The 19,869-nt window shown below is 35.3% G+C and carries 13 protein-coding genes and 1 pseudogene; 1 reads left to right on the forward strand and 13 read right to left on the reverse strand.

Annotated elements, in window-relative coordinates; translation table 11 throughout:
• Positions 1-573 precede the first annotated feature (573 nt).
• From CXF59_RS06160 to CXF59_RS06175, 4 genes are all read right to left on the reverse strand, one after another.
• Positions 574-2,202, reverse strand: coding sequence for a long-chain fatty acid--CoA ligase (locus tag CXF59_RS06160; RefSeq protein ID WP_101136966.1), 1,629 nt, complete (start codon positions 2,200-2,202; stop codon positions 574-576).
• An 805-nt stretch (positions 2,203-3,007) separates the two neighbouring features.
• Positions 3,008-3,745 (reverse strand): ChaN family lipoprotein, encoded by a 738-nt coding sequence (locus CXF59_RS06165; RefSeq protein WP_232758712.1) that lies wholly within the window; start codon positions 3,743-3,745, stop codon positions 3,008-3,010.
• A 22-nt stretch (positions 3,746-3,767) separates the two neighbouring features.
• A complete protein-coding gene (locus CXF59_RS06170; RefSeq protein ID WP_101136967.1) occupies positions 3,768-4,379 on the reverse strand; it encodes a heme-binding protein in 612 nt (203 codons plus the stop codon).
• Positions 4,380-4,813: 434 nt separating this feature from the next.
• Positions 4,814-5,341: a CPBP family intramembrane glutamic endopeptidase gene (locus tag CXF59_RS06175; protein WP_101136968.1), complete on the reverse strand. Its 528-nt coding sequence runs from the start codon at positions 5,339-5,341 to the stop codon at positions 4,814-4,816.
• 282 nt (positions 5,342-5,623) lie between these two features.
• Here CXF59_RS06175 and CXF59_RS06180 point away from each other — a divergent pair, with 282 nt between their 5' ends.
• A complete protein-coding gene (locus CXF59_RS06180) occupies positions 5,624-6,466 on the forward strand; it encodes a S9 family peptidase (protein WP_101136969.1) in 843 nt (280 codons plus the stop codon).
• Positions 6,467-6,793: 327 nt separating this feature from the next.
• Here the strand turns inward: CXF59_RS06180 and CXF59_RS15285 are convergent.
• From CXF59_RS15285 to CXF59_RS06235, 9 genes and pseudogenes are all read right to left on the reverse strand, one after another.
• A pseudogene (locus CXF59_RS15285) lies at positions 6,794-7,813 on the reverse strand (DUF3500 domain-containing protein).
• A 183-nt stretch (positions 7,814-7,996) separates the two neighbouring features.
• The gene (locus CXF59_RS06195; protein WP_101136972.1) at positions 7,997-10,015 is read right to left on the reverse strand and encodes a S9 family peptidase; all 2,019 of its coding nucleotides are present in this window, start codon (positions 10,013-10,015) and stop codon (positions 7,997-7,999) included.
• Positions 10,016-10,356: 341 nt separating this feature from the next.
• The gene (locus CXF59_RS06200; protein WP_101136973.1) at positions 10,357-11,667 is read right to left on the reverse strand and encodes a Zn-dependent hydrolase; all 1,311 of its coding nucleotides are present in this window, start codon (positions 11,665-11,667) and stop codon (positions 10,357-10,359) included.
• Between the two features lie 754 nt (positions 11,668-12,421).
• Positions 12,422-13,165: an alpha/beta hydrolase gene (locus CXF59_RS06210; RefSeq protein ID WP_157824539.1), complete on the reverse strand. Its 744-nt coding sequence runs from the start codon at positions 13,163-13,165 to the stop codon at positions 12,422-12,424.
• A gap of 417 nt (positions 13,166-13,582) precedes the next feature.
• Positions 13,583-15,238 (reverse strand): amidase, encoded by a 1,656-nt coding sequence (locus CXF59_RS06215; RefSeq protein WP_101136975.1) that lies wholly within the window; start codon positions 15,236-15,238, stop codon positions 13,583-13,585.
• A 263-nt stretch (positions 15,239-15,501) separates the two neighbouring features.
• Positions 15,502-16,980, reverse strand: coding sequence for a serine hydrolase (locus CXF59_RS06220; protein ID WP_101136976.1), 1,479 nt, complete (start codon positions 16,978-16,980; stop codon positions 15,502-15,504).
• A 108-nt stretch (positions 16,981-17,088) separates the two neighbouring features.
• Complete coding sequence (locus CXF59_RS06225; protein ID WP_101136977.1) at positions 17,089-17,661, reverse strand: helix-turn-helix domain-containing protein; 573 nt, start codon at positions 17,659-17,661, stop codon at positions 17,089-17,091.
• Positions 17,662-17,859: 198 nt separating this feature from the next.
• Positions 17,860-18,489 (reverse strand): trans-aconitate 2-methyltransferase, encoded by a 630-nt coding sequence (locus CXF59_RS06230; RefSeq protein ID WP_101136978.1) that lies wholly within the window; start codon positions 18,487-18,489, stop codon positions 17,860-17,862.
• Between the two features lie 192 nt (positions 18,490-18,681).
• The gene (locus tag CXF59_RS06235) at positions 18,682-19,848 is read right to left on the reverse strand and encodes a serine hydrolase (protein ID WP_101136979.1); all 1,167 of its coding nucleotides are present in this window, start codon (positions 19,846-19,848) and stop codon (positions 18,682-18,684) included.
• Between the last annotated feature and the right edge of the window lie 21 nt (positions 19,849-19,869).

Consider the following 19,869-nt stretch of genomic DNA (forward strand, 5'->3'; position numbering starts at 1 on the left):
ATAATTCCATCAAATATTAATTATGTTCTCAATTTATTTATCAAAAATTTCTTCGATTTATGTTTCGTAATATCCTGCAGTATTTTTGTATTTTAATTAACTTTTTGATAGGTCTAACAAAATAATATTTATCCACCTTAATGTCGATAGAGAAGTCTATTAAACAGCAGACCTTTCTTTTTAAGCTAATATATAAATAAAATATACAAATCATCTAATAGATGTTGATCTTGCATAAGAGATAGGAGCAACACCCTTTTACAGATCTTGTCTCGTCTTTTTGGAAGAGACAAGATCAATAAAAGATATAGCGTGCAGATAGCTATCGAGAAGCCCGAATGCCCTGAAACGGATTGGAAGCGAGGGTACAACTAAAAAAATAAGATAAGAAAATCAGATTGGGTTATACCTATCGGATTTCTGTATTTAAGATGGCGACCTCTTTATTTTGGAACTTTAAAATCTAACTTACAAATAGATCACTTTGCCATTAGTACCGGCAACTCCCTCGATAAGGGCTTAACTTATTGTAGAGTGGGGTGAATTGTTTATTCTAAGCCCCAACTATTCTGTTTAAGTAAGTTTCCCTTCGGCAAAAAGTCTTCTAATCTCTTTTTTGTCAAATTTACCAACACTTGTTTTTGGCACTTCATTGATATAAACATAGTCTCTGGGAATCTGATATTTTACAAAGTCTCTCGATAAAAATTCAATTAATTCGTCATCTGAAAGGGTATCTTCGGTATTCACCAAGACTATTGAAGCCAATGGTTTTTCGATCCATTTTTCGTCGGCTATGGCAATTACTGCAGCTTCTTTAATTTTAGGATGCGCCATTAATGCCGATTCCAAAGCAACACTTGAAATCCATTCGCCGCCACTTTTTATAAGGTCTTTTGTACGGTCTTTAATTTCCATATAACCATCTGCATCGATAGTGCTGACATCACCTGTTTTAAACCAGCCGTCTTCCGTAAAACTATCCTGATTATTGGTTTTAAAATAGGAACTGATAACCCATGCCCCTTTTATTTGTAATTCTCCCATGGTTTTACCATCTGCGGGTGCTAAAGTCCCTTCATCTGTCATAATCCTAATTTCCACACCTGGAAAAGCAGTACCTTGTTTCGCACGAATGTTCATTTTTTCGTTATCTGATAAGTGTTCATGCTTGTGTTGTAATCTCGAAACGGTACCTAAAGGGGATGTTTCTGTCATTCCCCAGGCTTGAACCCCCTTGATTCCAAAATCTTTTTCGAAGCCTTCAATAAGACTTTTAGGTAGTGCAGAACCACCTACAATATACTCTTCTAGTGCCAGTTTTTCTTTTGGTGGGTTTTTCGTCATGGCATCATAAACGCCCAGCCAAATAGTGGGAACTCCGTTTGCTTTAGTAACTTTCTCTTCTTGAAGAATTTTAATAAGAGCGTCTGGCTGTAAGTTTGAAGAGGGTAGCACCATGTTTGATCCAGACAACAGACATAAATACGGAAATCCCCAAGCCATTACATGAAATTGTGGTACAATTAATAGAATGGTATCCAGATTACTGTAATTACCGGCATTTGGTGATATAATGTTAGAAGCATGCAAATAAGTAGATCTATGAGAATATAAAACTCCTTTTGGTAAACCTGTTGTTCCGCTTGTATAACACATTCCACAAGCATCATTTTCGTTTAGTGTTGGCCATTCAAAATCTTCCGATTGTTCTGCGAGTAAATCTTCATAGTGTATTGTATTTGTCAAAGTGGTTTTAAAATCTTTAGACGCATTTATTAACACATAATATTCCACGGTTTCGAGCAGCGGAGCAATTTTCTCTAGTAGTGGGACTAAAGTAGCGTCCACAAAAATGACTCTATCTTCAGAATTGTTAATTATATATTCCGTTTGGTCGCTTGTCAATCTGATATTTATAGTATGACAAATGGCTCCCATACCCGAAATACCATAGTATAGTTCGACATGAGGCGCATGATTCCATGCAAAAGTTCCCACCATGGCGCCATTAGTGATTCCTAATTTCCGCGTCAACGCATTGGCTAACTTTTTACATCTTTTATACATGTCACTAAAGAGATACTCATGTCGCGTTCCGTCTGGTAAATGGGTAATTATTTTTTTATGATGATAGACGCTGTTGCCGTATTCAAGAATAGTATTAGTTGTGAGTGGGTAATTCATTATTAATCCTTCCATTCTAAAAATTTTAAATTATTATTTAATTCGACGATTCTACTTGCTGCGGAATATTCGATCCGTTTCCTTTTATCAGATACTCAAATACCAAGCTTTCTTTTAATTGAATGTAAAAGTCACTCGACTTTAATAAGGGGCAAACTTCTTAGCTGCATTCTTTTAACTAAGATAAAAAATATTGGGAAACAAAAATATGAATTTTGCACATTTTCAGTAATTTCTTGAAACTGTTATACTGTGACGTCATAATTTATAATATTATTCTCCAAATTTTATTTTCAACATCTAACACAAACACTTCATTTTTTTTCTGTTTTAAGAATTCTTGTAGGGAAAAGGTCTTTTGGAAAAGTAAAAGTATTTTTAATGAGGAAGAAGCTGTTGTTGTATTCAAGAATTTGAATTTGCGAAGCCTTGTTTGTACCTTGATTACTTAAGGTTACCTATTCTTTAGTATTTTCAACGCTAAGTGGAAATTCGTAACGAGTCAAATGCCTACAATTTTTAGTTTCCAATAGGATATGCAGTTCGTAATTATATGTAATTTTTAAGACGACAATAATTGATTTTTTAATTAGTCTTAATTCTTCAAATAACTTTCGTTATGCTAAGTATTTAAGCTATTACAAGGGCCAAAATTTTGATATTATATTAAATACTATTCTTTTGCCTGTCTTATGTTATCAGCAACTACAATTATATAATTTGCAATTGTGGTTTTTTCCTTAACTGTCATTTTATTCCATTCAGATTGCATTACGGTAGTAATAGATTTTATTTTTAGACCAGGTTGAATTTTATTTATTCACCAAATTATACCTTGTTGATAGTTGGAATGGTAGGATCCTTCAAAGTGAAATAAGAAATTACCCGAGTTAAAATTCTTGAGTGAAAAATAAGCCATCGTAGCATCTTTAGAAGCTTGGGCAGTTTGGATGTTTAGCATATTTGACGGAACATGTCCTCCCATATTATCCGCCATTTCTGCGTAAGCTTTTATGGTAGGGTCAAAATATTTCTCTAGATCTGGACCAATCAGCGCGAGTGCTTCTGGACTTAATTCTTTTAATGCGTTTATTCCCATTTTATTAATCATTGAAGCATATCTTCTAGGAATATTGGTAGCAATAAAACGCAAGTTGTTTTCTTTTGCGAAATCAACTAAAGGCTTATAATCAGTTTGATAGTTGCTCCACAGCTGCGTTATCTCAGGTGTCATTTTATCATCGGTATACAAGCCCTTTAAATATTCATTTATGACTAGCTGGTTTCCAGATTCAAACATTTCGGCTCCGAAAAATAAGTTAGCCTCCTTAATTTTAAAAAAACTTTTACTCATTTTCAATTGCATCCAATGTGAAATAGGATTGTTGTGATATTCGCCAAAAAACACCATATCACTTATCACAAGATCTTTAATCATTTGATCATAGTACGCAATTTGCCCGTCATTACTAAATAACTGGTATGCCGTTTTGTTTTGTGCGTTTGTTATGCTTACCATGCATAGTAGTAAAAAACTGGTTACTATGAAGTGTTTCATGTTTCTATGGTATTCAAACTTATTATTTTTTAATTAGGTCACGATTCTCACTTTGCAACTCGACAATAACTTCGTTTTTACGGTTAAAAACTTCAAAAGGAGGATTATAACCTAGATAGTAAAATCGGTTAGTGTACTTTATTCCCTCGGCATCCAAAGCGACCTTCAATTTCTCTTTGTACTTTTCTATTTTCGTATCATTAGCCCAACCGCCAAAGGTAATTGCTGCGACAGTTTTTGCCGGTTCATTACGAAATTCGATCTGCGATTCGCTGGGCTGAGGAAGGGTTTCTTTGTTGAATTTTTTGGGAACCAAAAACATAACCGTCATGGAATCTTCTAGAGACATGGCGACAGGTGAGGTCATAGATATTTTTTCGTTTTTTTCATTTCCACCAAAAATGTATCCGGCTAAAATAGAGAACCCTTTACTGGACGCCTCTTTAAATTCTTTTGTAGAGAGTTTGACAGAAGTAAACAAACTTGCCTCGTAGCTACGGATTTCAAATGTCACGTATTTTTTATTGACTACATAAGGATAGGTTTCAATAGACCTTTGAGCATTCATGGCATAAAGTTGTACCACAATAAAGGCTAATAGGAGTACGCCGAGTGAGATAAATAGTATTTTCATTGTTTGGATTTTAGGATATGGTTATTTTAATTTATGATGAGCGTCAACGGTTGGTGCAGGTTGCAGAAAGGGTTTACACTGGCATTAATGTTTAAACAGCTAAATTACGTATTCGAGAATAAACTGTTGATTGACGCACCCAACTTGCAATACAATAGGGCACTTTTTTAAGTGTTGACTTTTTATTTGTTATTCTGTTTTTTAGAGCTCCGTTTTTAGTTTTAATAGTAATGGTTTTAATTTTATAAGTATCAATGATATTGATAGATTAACTAAAAATATATTTATTAAATTTAAATACTCGAAGTTAACATATTTTATACATTAAGTGGTTTTCTATTACTATAATTAAGTTAGCAAAAGAATGAAGCAATATTGTTGTTCCTATACTTTTTGTTTTGTAATAAACCAACCCAAGATTAGACCTAACACAACTACTCCCATTTTTGTAATGGTTTTCTGTGTATTAGACCGAGAGTTGTTGAGGAAAATAGTATTGCATATTGCTTAGTATATCTGGTCAATAAACCTTTTAAGATAATACCTCTAAAAATTATTTCTTCTAACATTGGGGCAAGTAGCGTGGCTCCAATAATAAATAATGGTTTATCAAATGAGTTTGATATTTCAGGATTGTAGTGTAATATTTGATTCAAAAAACTATTGATAGGTTTATTTATTCCAATATTAAATACCAATAACAGTAATAGTAGTAAGTAGAGAACTCGGAGATTGATAATTTTGAAATTCCATTCCATTTTTTGCTTTCTTTTATAATTCAACAAGTAAGAAATACTAATAAATAGGAAGCAAAAAATTACAAAGAGGACTGGTGGATATAATTTAGTAGCTGCTTGTGAATTCATAGCAATAAAAAAGGGAAAAGGTTTTGCAAGCGATAAAGCTGCAATTAGCAGACCTAGAACTTGGATGAGCTTATTTGGGAAGAATCTCTTTTTCATAATTGCTGTGACTTAACCCTGAGCACAATTTGTATACATTACAAAACCATATAAAGTCACCAGAAATAGGGTAGGTTTATATGATAAACGTCATATAGTATTACTGCAGCTAATATATAAATAAAATAGTACAAATCATCTAGTGGATATTTGCTTTGCTTGATGGCCGGATATCGATGATTTCGATGTTGTTGTTTTGAAATACTATAATTTTTTAGAACCAATAGTTCTGCCAACTTCTTATCTTTGAATACTTATTTATTGAAGTCTAAAAGTAAAAAAATGGTATTAAATAGAAAATTTATTCTCGAAGGAGCATTAGAAGAGCAATTTGCATTGGATTTGAGCTATTCTGAATCTCAGGAACAAAAAGGGATAATCATTTTTTGTCATGGATTTAAAGGCTTTAAAGACTGGGGTTGTTGGCAAATGATCGCCAATTATTTCGTAGAGAATGGCTTTGCATTCTTAAAGTTTAATTTTTCCCATAACGGAATGGGACTAGAAGATTCAGTCGAATTTACAACACTCGATAAATTCGCTACCAATACTTTTGGAAAGGAGATGAAAGATATTGAGAGTGTGGAGCAGTTTATAGTTAAGCAATTACCCGGGATTTTGCCTATAATTAACGTTGGTAAAATTTCTATTATAGGCCACAGTAAAGGAGGTGTTTCGGGATTACTGTATTGCACGCAATACGATACTAAAATTAAGAAAGTATGCGCTTGGGCGAGTCCGTTTGATTTTCATCGCAGTTGGAATTCAAAATTTATTAACAAGTGGAGAGCTGATGGTGTTCAGTATATTAAAAATGGGAGAACTAATCAAATGATGCCTATGAATATAGAAGTTCTGGAAGATATGGAAATTAACAAAGAAAAGTACAGTCTGGTTAATGCGGGTCAAAAGCTTCAAATTCCATATTTGATTATTCAAGGTACGAATGATCAAGCAGTGAAAATGGAGGAGTTCGATCTGTTAAAGAAACATTTTACCAAAGCGAAAAATCATATTATTTTAGAAGCCAATCATGTTTTTGGCGGATCGCATCCTTATTCAGGAACTGAATTACCAGAACATACTAAAGAATTGGTTCGAGTGACTAAGGAGTTTTTCTCGTAGTTGAGACTAGCTTCAAGTTCTATAATTTGTCTAGAAAAAAAGAGATTACACGCAGATAAGTTGCTATTTCACCCAGGTGTACAAATTAAACGCGGCCTTTCTAAAATAATTTATACCCTTTGTGGTTTTACATAACGGTGTTGTATATGGATTTTAGCGTGTAAAACAGCGTTTTTTTTCGGATTAAGCTAAAGCCATTTTTAATTGTCTTATTACTTTTTCTTCTCGATAAGCCAAATTTAAAAATTTGGCGGACTTGCAAATATGTCTGAACGTCTATTGAATAACTAATTATCTATGAGATACATACGGTGTTAAGTATTGTTGTTATTCATGTTTGTAATGATCTGAATTCTTATAATGTTCTCTAATTATATCCCTACCAAAATCTCCCTCAAAATCTCTCCACACGTTATGAATGTGATTGGCTTCGTCCTGGACATTATCAAACTCAATTAAAAAAGACTTTCCCTGAATCCGGTAACAGTGACCTTCACCCAGGGCAGTTGCTCCGGCCCATCCAAATCTCACCTCATTTATTTCTTGATGCTTAATGCTATTCATTCTCTTTTCGGCCTGTTTAGGAGGAATGGTTGATAAATATTCATCAAGAAGTTTTAAAAAAATAAGTTGTTGATTCCTGGTTAATTGACCTTACATAATTCCTACGGGACTTAAAGGTGCGACTTCTGTGGATTTCCCTGTAACAATATCAAAAAATGGTTTCTCCTGAAATATTGCCATTTTCCTTTGTTCTTCTGATCATGAGTTTATCAATTCAAAACCTAGGTCTTCTTCCTTTTGAAGAGTGCGCTCACCTTCTCTGGGGCCAGAAAGAATTCTTGCAGGATTTGCTCCTAAAAATAGGGGAGCAATTTCAACTTTTCCGTTATGAATTGTAAAATTTAGGGAAATATGATGTCCTTCAAAAGAGAAAGCCCATAAACTGTCCTTTTCAGGATTTCCATAAAATGCTACCGAATAATTTTCAGGATTTCTCGGGATTGAATCTCCACTGATTTCCAAAAGGATATTTTCTAAATCGATGATTTTCATCGTTTTATTATATCCCGTTTCTGATAGAAAAGTCTTGAGAAGTTCGTCTAATTTAGACTTCTGATTTGAATCAAGTTCATTAAGTTGAATTCCTGTTCTAGGAAACATTGAACTAGGTAAATAATGCCAGAGAATTCTAGACTTGTCATTGAAGGGCATCTGCGTTTTGTTCCTTTGAGCCTGCGTTAGAGATTTCAAAAAATCAACTGCAGGATTATCAGTTAACAGGCCGAATGCCACAACAATCGATGCAACAGACAAAAGTGTAATACTAATAATAATTTTTTTCATATCACAGCAGTTTTTTAATAATGCCTAACGTTATGCCACTTTGAGATGGCTGGAAATTCGTAACCTTTCAGTTTATGGCTTAGCGAAAACTTGATGCGGAACGGTAATTCCACTAAATTCCATTCTACCATTTTCAAAATAATCATTTTGAATGTCAATAATTAGAAGTGCTTTTATCATTTTTTAAGTCTTACTTTCATTAATGACATTTACATATTTTTTTAACCAATCTAAATACCGCTCCATACGGTCTTTTAGAAATGAAGGTCTTTTGATACCGTGATATTCATCAGGATATACCACCAATTGCGTTTCTCTTCCCAATCGTTTCATACCCAAATACATTTGTTCTGAGTTAAGGATTGGTACGTTCCAATCATCGCTGCCGCCCATCCAAAGAGTAGGAGTTGTAATTTTGGCAACGTCATTGTAAGGAGAGATGCGCTCCCAAGCTGCCGCGTTTTCCCAAGGCAATCCCAATTCCTGTTCCCAAGTAAGTTGGTAATGGTCATGACCGTAATTAGCTCTAAATAATGCTTCGCTCGCGCCTGATAACGCCGCTTTGAATCTATTTGTTTTGGTTATGACATAGTTAGTTAAGATTCCACCATAAGACCATCCACCTACCGCAAGTTTATCGGGATCAGTATACCCTTTTGCAATGGAGTAATCTACGCCTGCCATAACATCCTGATAGTCTAGCTTGCCCCAATCAGCATAAATGGCTTTGCAGAAATCTTGTCCATAACCTGTAGAACCTCTTGGATTTATTAATAAAACCAAGTAACCACTGGCTGCATAAAGCTGGGCAGTACTATTAAAAGAAAAGTCATATTGACTGGTTGGACCGCCATGAATCCATAAAACAGTAGGATATTTTTTAGCGGGGTCAAAGTCTATAGGTTTTACTATAAACCCTTGAATAGGAGTGCCATCTGCGCTTTTATAATTAATTTTTTCTACTATTGGGTTTTTAATGCCACTCAGAACATCGTCATCGATATGAGTCAGTTCTTTAAGTTGATTTTTTTGAAACGTATATAGATTGTCTGTCCTATTTGCCTTCCCCATTAAAACGGTAAAACTTCCTTCATGAAAATCATAATCGTTAATACTAATATCTCCCTTTATAACCCTTTCCAGTTTTTCCCCGTCAGTATTAACAGAAGCTAAAATACTTGTTCCACTTTCTTCCAATAGAAAATAAATGGATTTCCCATCTTTCGAAAATTTAGGTTTTGATATGTTACGATCTAGGGTTTTGGATAACACCTCGGTTTCTCCACCCGTTGAAGCTGCGATCGCTAAATGCTGAGTGGCGTACCAAAGAATGGTACCATCCGTTATAGTTACATGGGCGATATGTTTTCCATCTGGACTCCAAGCAGGAGAATTGTCACTGTTCGGGTTTGTAGTTACTTGAGTTAATTTTTTATCTTTATAAGGATTGTCGGCATCTACCACCCATATATCAGTATTTGAGTTGCCATCAGGATCTTTTGTACGGTTGCTTACAAAAGCAATGTTTTTTCCATCTGGGCTCCACACAGGATCGCTATCATCATAATCACCATAGGTAAGTTGTGTAGGAATACTGTCGCCAGGAACAAGGGTATACAAATGCTTTCTGTATCGGTCAAGATAGCCTACATAGTCTTGTTTAAATTGACGACGGTCGATGACAAAAGGTTTTGCTTTTTTATCATCCTCTTTATCCGCTGTCAATTCTTCCGGTTTTGGATCTGTAAGCACCAATAGCAATTTATTGCCTACAGGAGCCCATTCATGACTTGAAGTACCTTGTGGAATTTTGGTCAGTACTTCTGCATCGCCCCCCATTCGGTTAGAAATCCAAACTTGTGCTTTATCATCTTCTTTTTTACGAGCTAAAAAAGAAAGATACTTATTGTCAGGGCTCCATCTAGGTTGGCTTCCAGAGTAGTCTTTACCAGTTATTGCAATAGGCTCACCCCCTTTCATTGGGATGCTGTAAATACGTGTAAGGGATTTGTCTTTTTTCATATCCATTTCCGAAACAGTATAAGCTACCCATTTACCGTCTGGACTAATTTGTACCTCGCTGATCGTTTTTAGGTTCAAGATATCCTCTACGGTGAGCGCTTTCTTGGTTTGTTGAGCAAATGCAATAGAGCACAATCCACATAGAAATAGGGACAAGCTGCTTTTTAAATTGGTTCTCATAGTTTCAAAATTTTAGAAGAGGTCGTAATGTATAAACCTGAAGTACGTTCAGATTTCTTTATTAATTATTTGGTTAGTGACGAACTGGTAGTAAAATAACTTTATCTGTACTCCGAGTAAAAATAGTTTTTTATTTTCATACCAACAGGACTTTAATATAACGATCTTAATGGCGGACGGTAACGTAGTGAATCTTCGTAGTGCAGCATTGAAAAGATAGTAATATAATCGGTAAGATTTAAATAAAGTCATTTGAGAACTGAAATTAGTTAGTGGATATGAGCATTTTCGATCTTAAATAGTCGGAACGATCTGTAATTGACAAAAAATATCTGATCGTTCTATTCCATATCTAATGCTAATATAGTTTGAAGCAATACGTTCGCTCCATTCGCCATATCAACTGCTTTGCTAAACTCTTTTGGGGAATGACTGATTCCAGCAACACTTGGCACAAAAATCATTCCTATCGGTGCAATCAAAGCCATGTCTTGTGAATCATGTCCTGCTCCGCTTTGCATCTGTTTGTAGGTAAGATTCAAGGATTTTGTTGCGCGTATAATTTTATCCTGAATGGATTTATCCGTTAGCGCGGGTGTAGCGCCGAGTAATTGATTTTTGAAAGTAATGGTAGTACCACCCGATTGAGCTATATCTGCGGCTCTTTTTTCGATTTCATGAAAGAGCTCCCAAATTTTATCATATGACAAATCTCTTATCTCTAAACCTAATACCACTTTTCCTGGAACAACATTATAGGCTCCTGGCGCGGCGGAGATTTTACCAACTGTCCCAACTTGTCTGCCATCGTGACTGGTGATTACTTCATTAACTGCAACGATAAGTTTAGCGGCCGATAGCAAAGCATCTTTACGTAAATTCATAGGTGTTGTACCTGCATGATTAGCAAAGCCTTCGACGGTTACTTCCCAGTCTTCAATACCCACAATACCTTCCACCACGCCAATCTGTATGTTTTCCTTTTCTAAAATTCCACCTTGTTCAATATGCAATTCTAAAAAGGCTGCTAAGTCCCCTTTTTTTCTCATCACACTTGATATACTATCTACTTTCCCTCCGATTGCAATTATACCTTCGCCTACAGTCAATCCAGATTGACTTAGCATTTTTAACCGCTCTTTATTAAATGCCCCTGCTAGTGCCTTACTGCCTAATAAGCTACCTTCTTCATCTGAAAATATTATTAATTCAAGCGGATGGCGGGTAACTATATTATTTTCTTTGAGAATCTCCATTATTTCCAGTCCAGAAATAGAACCTAAGCAGCCGTCATAATCACCTCCATCAGGCACCATGTCTATATGACTTCCAAATCCAATAGTTTTTAAAGAATCAATGGTACCCTGACGCTTTCCAATTATATTTCCGGCGAAATCAATTGTTACTTCAAGTCCTGCTTTTTTCATTTGATCAATAAACCACTTCCTTCCTTCGACATCTCCTTTTGTAAAGGAAACTCGATAGCCTTTGCCGTTTAAATCTTTACCAAATTTTGATAATTCAAAAATTCTGTTTTCAATACGGTCTTGGTTTACTTTAATTTTTTTAGTTGTGTTTTTTGTTTGGCTGAAAGTAGAAAACGATAAAATTGTAAAAAAGCAAATGGTAATTGATGTCTTGAAATATGGCATAATTGAATGTTTTATAATAGTAGTAAACGTTTAAAATATTTCCTTGTTGTTTCTTTTATGGTCAATCCGCATCACCTAAAACGTAACACTTGGCTTTAATCTGGTTTTGGACTTAAGTAAAAGTATTTCTTTGAGTTTATCGCTTTTAACTCAAACATAAAACCAATTAAAATTAAGCCGAAAACTCAAATGGGACAAAACCTTTACTACGCTGAAGCTGTTAGTAGTGAATCTGATACCGATCAAAAATACATCTATTTATTTGTAAATTAATACTTATATATAGTAATATTGTTAAAAAAATAAATTGTAAAAAGGCTCCCTGAATCCGGTGGCTTTAGTGCTACTTTTGGAACCTTCTAATATTATGAATGACGTAAGCTATTCTGCAAGAACAAAGCAGCTATCAATTTAAAAAATATTGCACTCCAGCCTGCAGGGAACGGCCCGTAAAACACCTTTGTACCGCTTGACCAGCAGGAAGAGAAATCGATCGGAGCCAGCACGCGCAAAGCGTTGAAGAAAATAACAAACGCTATCAGGAAAACCCACAATTATACCGAACACTACAAGAGATAAACGAACATATATTCGGCACTATAAAAGATAATGAGGCTATAATCAAACTAATTTAATAGGACTCGAAAAAGTAAATGGGGAACACCGTTTAATTATGCTGGTATACAATACTTAACTGTCATATAAACAAGATACCAACGTTTTCGCAAAACGGATGTTACAAGCAGTTTTTATTCTATAGTCTGTCTAGAAAAACAAATATGCTATCATAAGCATTTTTAAGTTCTGTTGCATTAGGAGAGTGCAGATCTTCGGGTATAAAAATCACCTCATTCTTTTTCCTGTTTTCATTAAGATGTGCAACAAACTTCTCAAAAGTTATTGGTGGAACTTGGTCATCTTTACCTCCTTGCCATAAAAAGAATGGCGGGTCATTTTTATCGAGATATGTAATTGGTGCATATTTAGAAATCAGTGCTTTTGGAGCATATCCTTCACTAGAAGGGAACAATGCATTTCCTAGGTCTTTCATTAATGGCATTTCATTGTCCATAAAAACTTTTTCAACCACATCTAAGCCATCTACAGGTCCGGAAAAATTTATTATTCCAGAAATTTTAACACCTTGGTCTAATTTGTTTTTATAGATAGGATTGTTTGCTGAGATACCTACGTAGCTTGCAATATGTGCACCTGCCGAAAAACCTGTAAGTATTATTCTGTTGAGATTTAATTGATAGGTTGCATTATTAGCTTTTAAAAAGTGGAGTGCATTTGTTAAGTCTTCGGTCGCTATTGGTATTCCTCTTTTAAGTCGGTAATTCAAATTGACAACATTCATCCCTTTATCTAGGTAAGGTTGAATGTATTTTTCCTCCTTGGATTTGTCACTAAGATAATATCCTCCGCCATGTAAGAAAATAACGGTAAAATTTTTATTACTCAATTTCTTTGCGTCTTTAGATATATAAATGTCCAAATCTTCCTCTTTATCTGAGCCATAGGATATGTTTTTAAGACTTTATAGTTCGCTGCTAATTGTTCAGCTGACTTGTTGGGAACAGATGCAAGCTTAACCGAACACGAGCTGAAAAATATCGAAAATGATAAAAATAGGTAAATGATGCTTTTATTCATTTTCGGTCGTTTAAATTGTTTTTAAATTTCTTGTAGTGGTTTTGTACATTAAACGTAGCGTGTAAAAAGACGCTAACCGCATTCGTAGCAGCTTGTTGTCAATCTACAACCAAGCTTTTAATACGGGCAGTATCGCTCGAACATACGCTGCAACGACAATAAACTATATCACTTGGTAGAGGTAGGCGATTTAATTCACTTTATTTTAATTTAAAAGACGTTTCCTGCAAAAGTGTTAGACGGTACTTAAAGTCATGACTCACTTTGTAAACATAGGCGGATGCTGCTGCTGATAAAGGGTTATCTGTTGAAACTTATTGGCGAAAGCAGCTATTGTTGCCTCACTGTATAATTTACCACCTATGAAAGTAATGCTTGGTGGAGCAACACCGGCAGCAGCTATACCAGACGGTAACGTGATACAAGGATTGCCTGTGAGGCATGTTAGTGCCATAGGTTCTTCGGCCATACTGGGCACAATGATAATATCGTACTCGCTCAATAATGGAAAAGCCTGCTGCATAACCATGTAGCGCAAACGGCAGGTGGTAAGGTATTCAACAGCCGGAATAAACCGTGCAGTCCTAAATACGTTCGGGTACCGGTTTTGCCATTGCTGTATCATTTCGCTATCCTTGCCCGACCTTGTGAGGGGGTCAAAAGCAGCAGCTGATTCTGCATACCAAATTGATAGTAGCAGATCATTCGTATGTAAGTTGGATGGAAAATCAATAGCCACCACCTGCACACCTGCATCCTGCAAAGTTTTGATAACAGCTTTTTCTGGACTGTTATCGGGCAAGGAATCGATGTAGTTTTTCGCATATGCCACTTTTAGGTTTTTAATATCAATATTATCCGTATAGTTAAAAGGCATAGTTCGTGAAGCACGATCGTATGTATCGCTACCGTGTATGGAAGCGAATACCATTGCACAATCTTCAGCGCTGCGGCAAATTGGCCCAATACGGTCGGAGGTCCAGGCAAGGTTCATACCGCCTGTTCGAGCAACACTGCCAAATGTTGGACGCAACCCGGTTGCACCACACACCGCAGAAGGTGCTACAATAGAGCCATAGGTTTCCGTACCAATAGCAAATGGTACCAATCCTGCAACGGTTGCCGACGCCGAGCCGGCGGATGATCCGTTAGAACCTTGTTGCAAATTCCAAGGGTTTTTAGTTTGTCCGCCAAACCATATATCATCCATCGCAAGCTCACCCATAGATAGTTTTGCGATTAATACAGCGCCAGCATCCTTCAGTTGCTGGTACACAAATGCATCTTCATCTATCACCTGATCTTTAAATGGCGGTGTACCGAAGGTGGTTCGGGTGCCCTTTACTGCAAACAGATCTTTAAGACCATAGGGTATACCCTGCAGTGGACTTTTATAAATGCCTTTTGCAAATGCTTCATCGGCTTGTATAGCTTGCTCCATGGCTATTTGTTCCGTAAGGCTGATAACACAGTGCAATGTGTCGCCATGTTTTTTCAAACGGTTAATAAAAAACTGGGTTAATTGCACGGAGGTAATTTTATGATGCCTTAGCAGAGAAGACAATTGGGCAATAGTATAAAACGCTAATTGGTTTGTATCAGCAGGCATTGCAACGTCTGCAGGAATATTCCATTTAATGGGCTGTTGTTTTGTATTGAATGTCATCGTTGGCAATACAGGATCAAACCAGTTTGGTAGGGGAACACTATTTGGTAAATTGAACTCATGCAGGTATTGGTAGAACTTCAGGTTGGTGTTCATTTGGCTCACCATGGAATCTCTTTTGGCATCTGTAAAATGCAAATCGTAAATTTTTTCGGCAGTAATAATTTCGCTTACCGAAACATCCTGCGCATGAATCGTAGATGTTAGTACGAAAAAAGAAGAAAAACATAAAATGGTTTTTAATAGCATGGATATATTTGGGTTAAGTATATATTACATATTTCGAAAATGATCCCTCATCATAATTGCTAAAACTAGAAATACTTATTTTTCAATTATATGAATTTGTGTTGTTTCTAGTCTTACCTGTCAAGCATACCGCTAAAGTTCTCGTGCCTCTATCCGATTTTAAAGCTTTGCAAAATAGTCTTTTCGACCAAACGAAAATACGATAAAAAACGGTAATTCCAATAAAATTGCAAATGTCTATAAACGTGTGTTAGCGGTAGTTTTTATTTCGTTTCAATATCAAATATTTTTTGTCCGTTGTCGCCTAAATAATGTTTTAGCAAGGTTTCATATACACTTACGCCTGTGTCAGAGTTTGTGAAAATCAAAAGTCCTTGCTTTGTTTTTGGAAAGATAAACACAATGGTTTGAACGCCATTGTCAGAACCACCGTGAGATAAAGCATATTCTTCATTACCCAAATTATAAATTTCAAAACCCAAACCAAAATGTTTTCCTTTCGTACTTGCTACTTGATTTGAAGTCATTTCTTCAAATATTTTTTTTGTCAATCCATCACAATTTATAACACTAACTAAAAAATTCCCGTAATCTTTAATGGTGGTCAACAAATCATCGGCTGCATTTGGTGTTTTATTTTTTACAGTTTCATACGCTTTTCCGTCTTTGTCATAACCAATTGCCAATCTTGTAGTGTCCACATTTTTATCCCAAACATATCTTGTGTCGTTCATTTTTAGCGGTTGAAAAATGAGTTCGTTGGCTAACTCTTGCAATGATTTATTAAACTTCTTTTCCAATGCTTTTCGCAAATATTCCATTCCTTCGCCCGAATATTGATATTTTGTTCCTGGGTCAAATTGAAAGTTGAGTTTTTTATCGCTATTCATCCAACGCCAATTCGGAAAACCTGTTTGATGGCTTAGAATTAAGCGTGTTGTCAGTTTTTTATTTCGTGGGTCGCTGGCAATGTCTGGGTCGGTCCAATATTTGTGAATAGGTTCGTCTAAATTCCATTGGCCCAAACTTGCCAACTTCAACGTAACCATTGCTGTAACGGGTTTTGTCAAAGAAGCTACATTGAAAATGGTATTGTAAGGTGCTGAGATATCTTTTGAAATTTCGCCAAAAACTTTTACTTGTTGTAGTTTGCCATTTTCTATAACTCCAAGTCCGAGTGTTGGAACTTTATTTTCTGTCAGCCATTTTTCAATTTCAGTATCATTGTCAAAAAATGGTTTTTCTATTTTCTTGTTTTCGTGTGCTTGATGGTCGAAACTAAATGAGGTAGCTAATCTCCATTCTCCATTTTCCAATTGCCAAATATTGGTAAACTTGGCAATTCCTGCTTCGCTTTCTCGTTTTTCAGAAAATATATGTTCACCATTCTGAACAGCACCGTAAAGAATTCCATTTTTATAAAGTGGAAAAATCTCGGTACTTTCTTTTACTAAAAATCGTTTTACCTGACGATTTTCTTGGTTATTGCAAATTCCATTTTTCAAATCGATAAGAAATTTTGTTTTATCAGAAACGCCGTCTTTGTCGTGATAAAATTTTAGGTTGTCACTCAATAGATTTTCAAACTGTTTGATGTCGCAAGTATTAAAACCAATATCAAAAAGCAAACTGTCTTTTGAAAGAATGCTTTTATAAAGGTCTGAATTTTTTTCAACTTGCGCTTTGCTGTTTGCACTAAAGATGATAGTAAAAATTAAGCCGATGATAATTTTTTTTGCCATAATGTAATTGGTATTTCTCTAAATAATATTTTTTTGCAAAGGTTAGAAACTCGCTTTTTTTGCCAAAAAAAACTACCCGACAATAACCTGACAAAATCCTGACACTATTTATATCATACTGAATTTCAATTGGTAACGAAGTTTTTTATTTCGGTCTATTTCTATAGCATTTCGAAGGATAATGAAAACATTAGACAGGGCAATGAGTATCATAAGGGTTAATGTGAATTGATGTCCAAGTTTTAAAAAAACACCTAACATAAATACAATGGGTGTAATTATCGTCCAAAGTATTTGAACAGAAATTATTTGTTTTGTTAATGCGTTTTTTTGTTTCATCGTAATTATTAGAACAAGTGGAACGATTATATTAAATAGCGGAATTACTATGAATGGAATTGATGAAAGGTTGATTAATTTTAGTGAAGAATAGTTAATCAAAATCGCTTCTTCGGATTCTATTTTTTTTTGAGTAATCTTTGTTTTTTCATCTTCAGTTTCTTGAGTTCGCAATTCGTTTTCTTTTACTTCTAATACTTTTGCTAGAATCCGAAGCGTATAACCTTTGGGGTCTTTTCCTGTTTCGATTCGCTGAATTGTTCTTACCGAAATTCCTGATTTTTCAGATAATTCTTTTTGCGTTAGGTTTTGAAATTCTCTTATAGTTTTTAGTTTAGACATAGTTTAAATTCATTTGTTTGTCGGTCAGGGCAAATTACTGCTCACGGTTTCGAGCTTGGCGAAGGTGGCGAGTTTCACCATAAATATTGATGCGGAGAACCAAACTTTGATTAATCACAAATATGTCTGCGGAGCACTGAACCGGTACTTTTGCCAAACCCGTGTTGTGCCTTTGCTCTTTTATGTTTTCGTGACGTGTCAAGCCGTTTGTAATTTTCTAAAACTACAAAAAACAAAGTTTTGAATAGTGTCGAACGGTGTCTTATGGTCAACTGTTACACACTTTATTTTCTCAAAAAACTTTTTCAGTCGGTTGGTCATTGTCTTTTCCGAATATTGTTTGATTTCTATTCCGCTACATTTTTTCGGTCCTTGTTCTGAAAATGTCCCGAGTACCAAAACGCCTGTCGGATTAATATTTTCTTGTGCCGTTTGTAAGTAGTTTGAAATTTCTCGCTCTTCCGTCAAAAAGTGAAATGCTGCTCGGTCGTGCCAAAAGTCATATTTCTCTGTCGGTTTAAAAGTCGCGGCATCTGCTACTATCCATTTTACATTTTTTGCTTTGTCACCAAGTCGTTGTTTTGCTTTATCAATGGCAGCCGCTGAAATATCAAGAACTGAAATATCTTGATAACCTAAGTCGAGCAAGTGGTCAACTAAAAAACTGTCGCCACCGCCAATGTCGATCACTTTTGCAGTTGTTGGCACGTTGAACTGTTTAAAGAAGTCCAAAGAGGTCTCTGGTGTAAGTTGAAACCAACTTACGTCTTTCAGTTCTTTAGTTTGATAGATATTTTCCCAATGTTTTTTGCGGTCAAAACTTACCATTTTTTCTATGTCTTTAAATGTTCGTTTGTTGTCGGTCGTTTCGTCTTTTAGGGTGAGGCATAACGGTTAGTATATGAAAAGTAGGCGATTACGAATCACTAAACTAGCGGTTATATACAAAATTAGATACGAGTCTAAGGACTTGAATTTACTACTGTTTCGCCTATTTTTTATATACATTGTTACAGGTCGTTATTCCTTTTTATTATTCAGTTTTTTAGATATCATATTATATATTTCACTGGAAACATTTTTAGGATTGTTCGAAACATTATTATTAAATACAAGCACCTTAATGCCGTTATTCGTATCGACAATAAAATGACTTCTAAATCCAACAATATATCCAGGATGACTAATTATTCCGTCTGTAAGGCTTAATCCATAACCATACCATGGCCCTTTTTCTTTAAGAAAAGAAAAGTCATTTTTAATGTATGGTGTAGTCATTTTTTTTATGGCAATGTCATCTATGACTTTTTGGTTATTGTTGGTATAGACACTAGTCCATTTTAGAAAGTCCTTTAGTGTGGTTACTAAATTTCCATCTGGCTCTGTAACAGGTAAACTAATTATATCATCTGGCACATGTTTGTTCAATTCATCATCCCACCGATAGCCCATGGCTTCATCATTTGCCACAGTATAATTCGAAGTATTATGAATAAATGAATCGTGCATGCCCATTGGTTCAAAAATGTGTTTTTTCATATAACTGTCATAAGGTTCTCCCGAAGTGTTTTCGATTATTTGGCCTAGTAAGCTATAGCCAATATTAGAATAGGAAAATTTAGAACTTGATGGAAATTTCAACTCCTTTACCATTGCTTCTTTTATCATTCCATCTACCGTATTTCCTAAACAAAAACCTTTTTCGACCTCGTAATAATTCCGAGTCAACCCATAATCTTCAATGCCACTTGTTTGAGTTAATAAGTGATGAATGGTAACACTGTTCCATTTATCAGAACGATATTGAGGAGGTAAAAACTCATTGATAGATTTTTCCAGATTAATTTTCTTCTGTTCAAATAGCTGCATGATTGCTGCTGCGGTGAATTGTTTGGTAATTGAGGCTACATGGAACTTTGTGTTGATACGATTCTGAATTCCATCTTGAGCCATTCCGTAGCCGTTAGCATGAATTATTTTATCGTTCACAGCGACAAGGACAACGCCTGTGAAATGCTCCTCACTAATCATGTTATTTATCAATGATTCTATTTCAGGATGTGTAATCTCTTTTGAAAGATTAATTTCTTCTATGGCGATTTTATTTCCTGTTTCATTTTCCTTGTTTTTACAGGAAAAAAGAAGAAGAAAAATGAAAATAATGTTTAATGCTTTTATGTTTTTCATTGGTTGGTTTTAATGACCTGT

The sequence above is a fragment of the Flavobacterium sp. ALD4 genome, from assembly GCF_002836475.1.
Lineage (GTDB): Bacteria > Bacteroidota > Bacteroidia > Flavobacteriales > Flavobacteriaceae > Flavobacterium.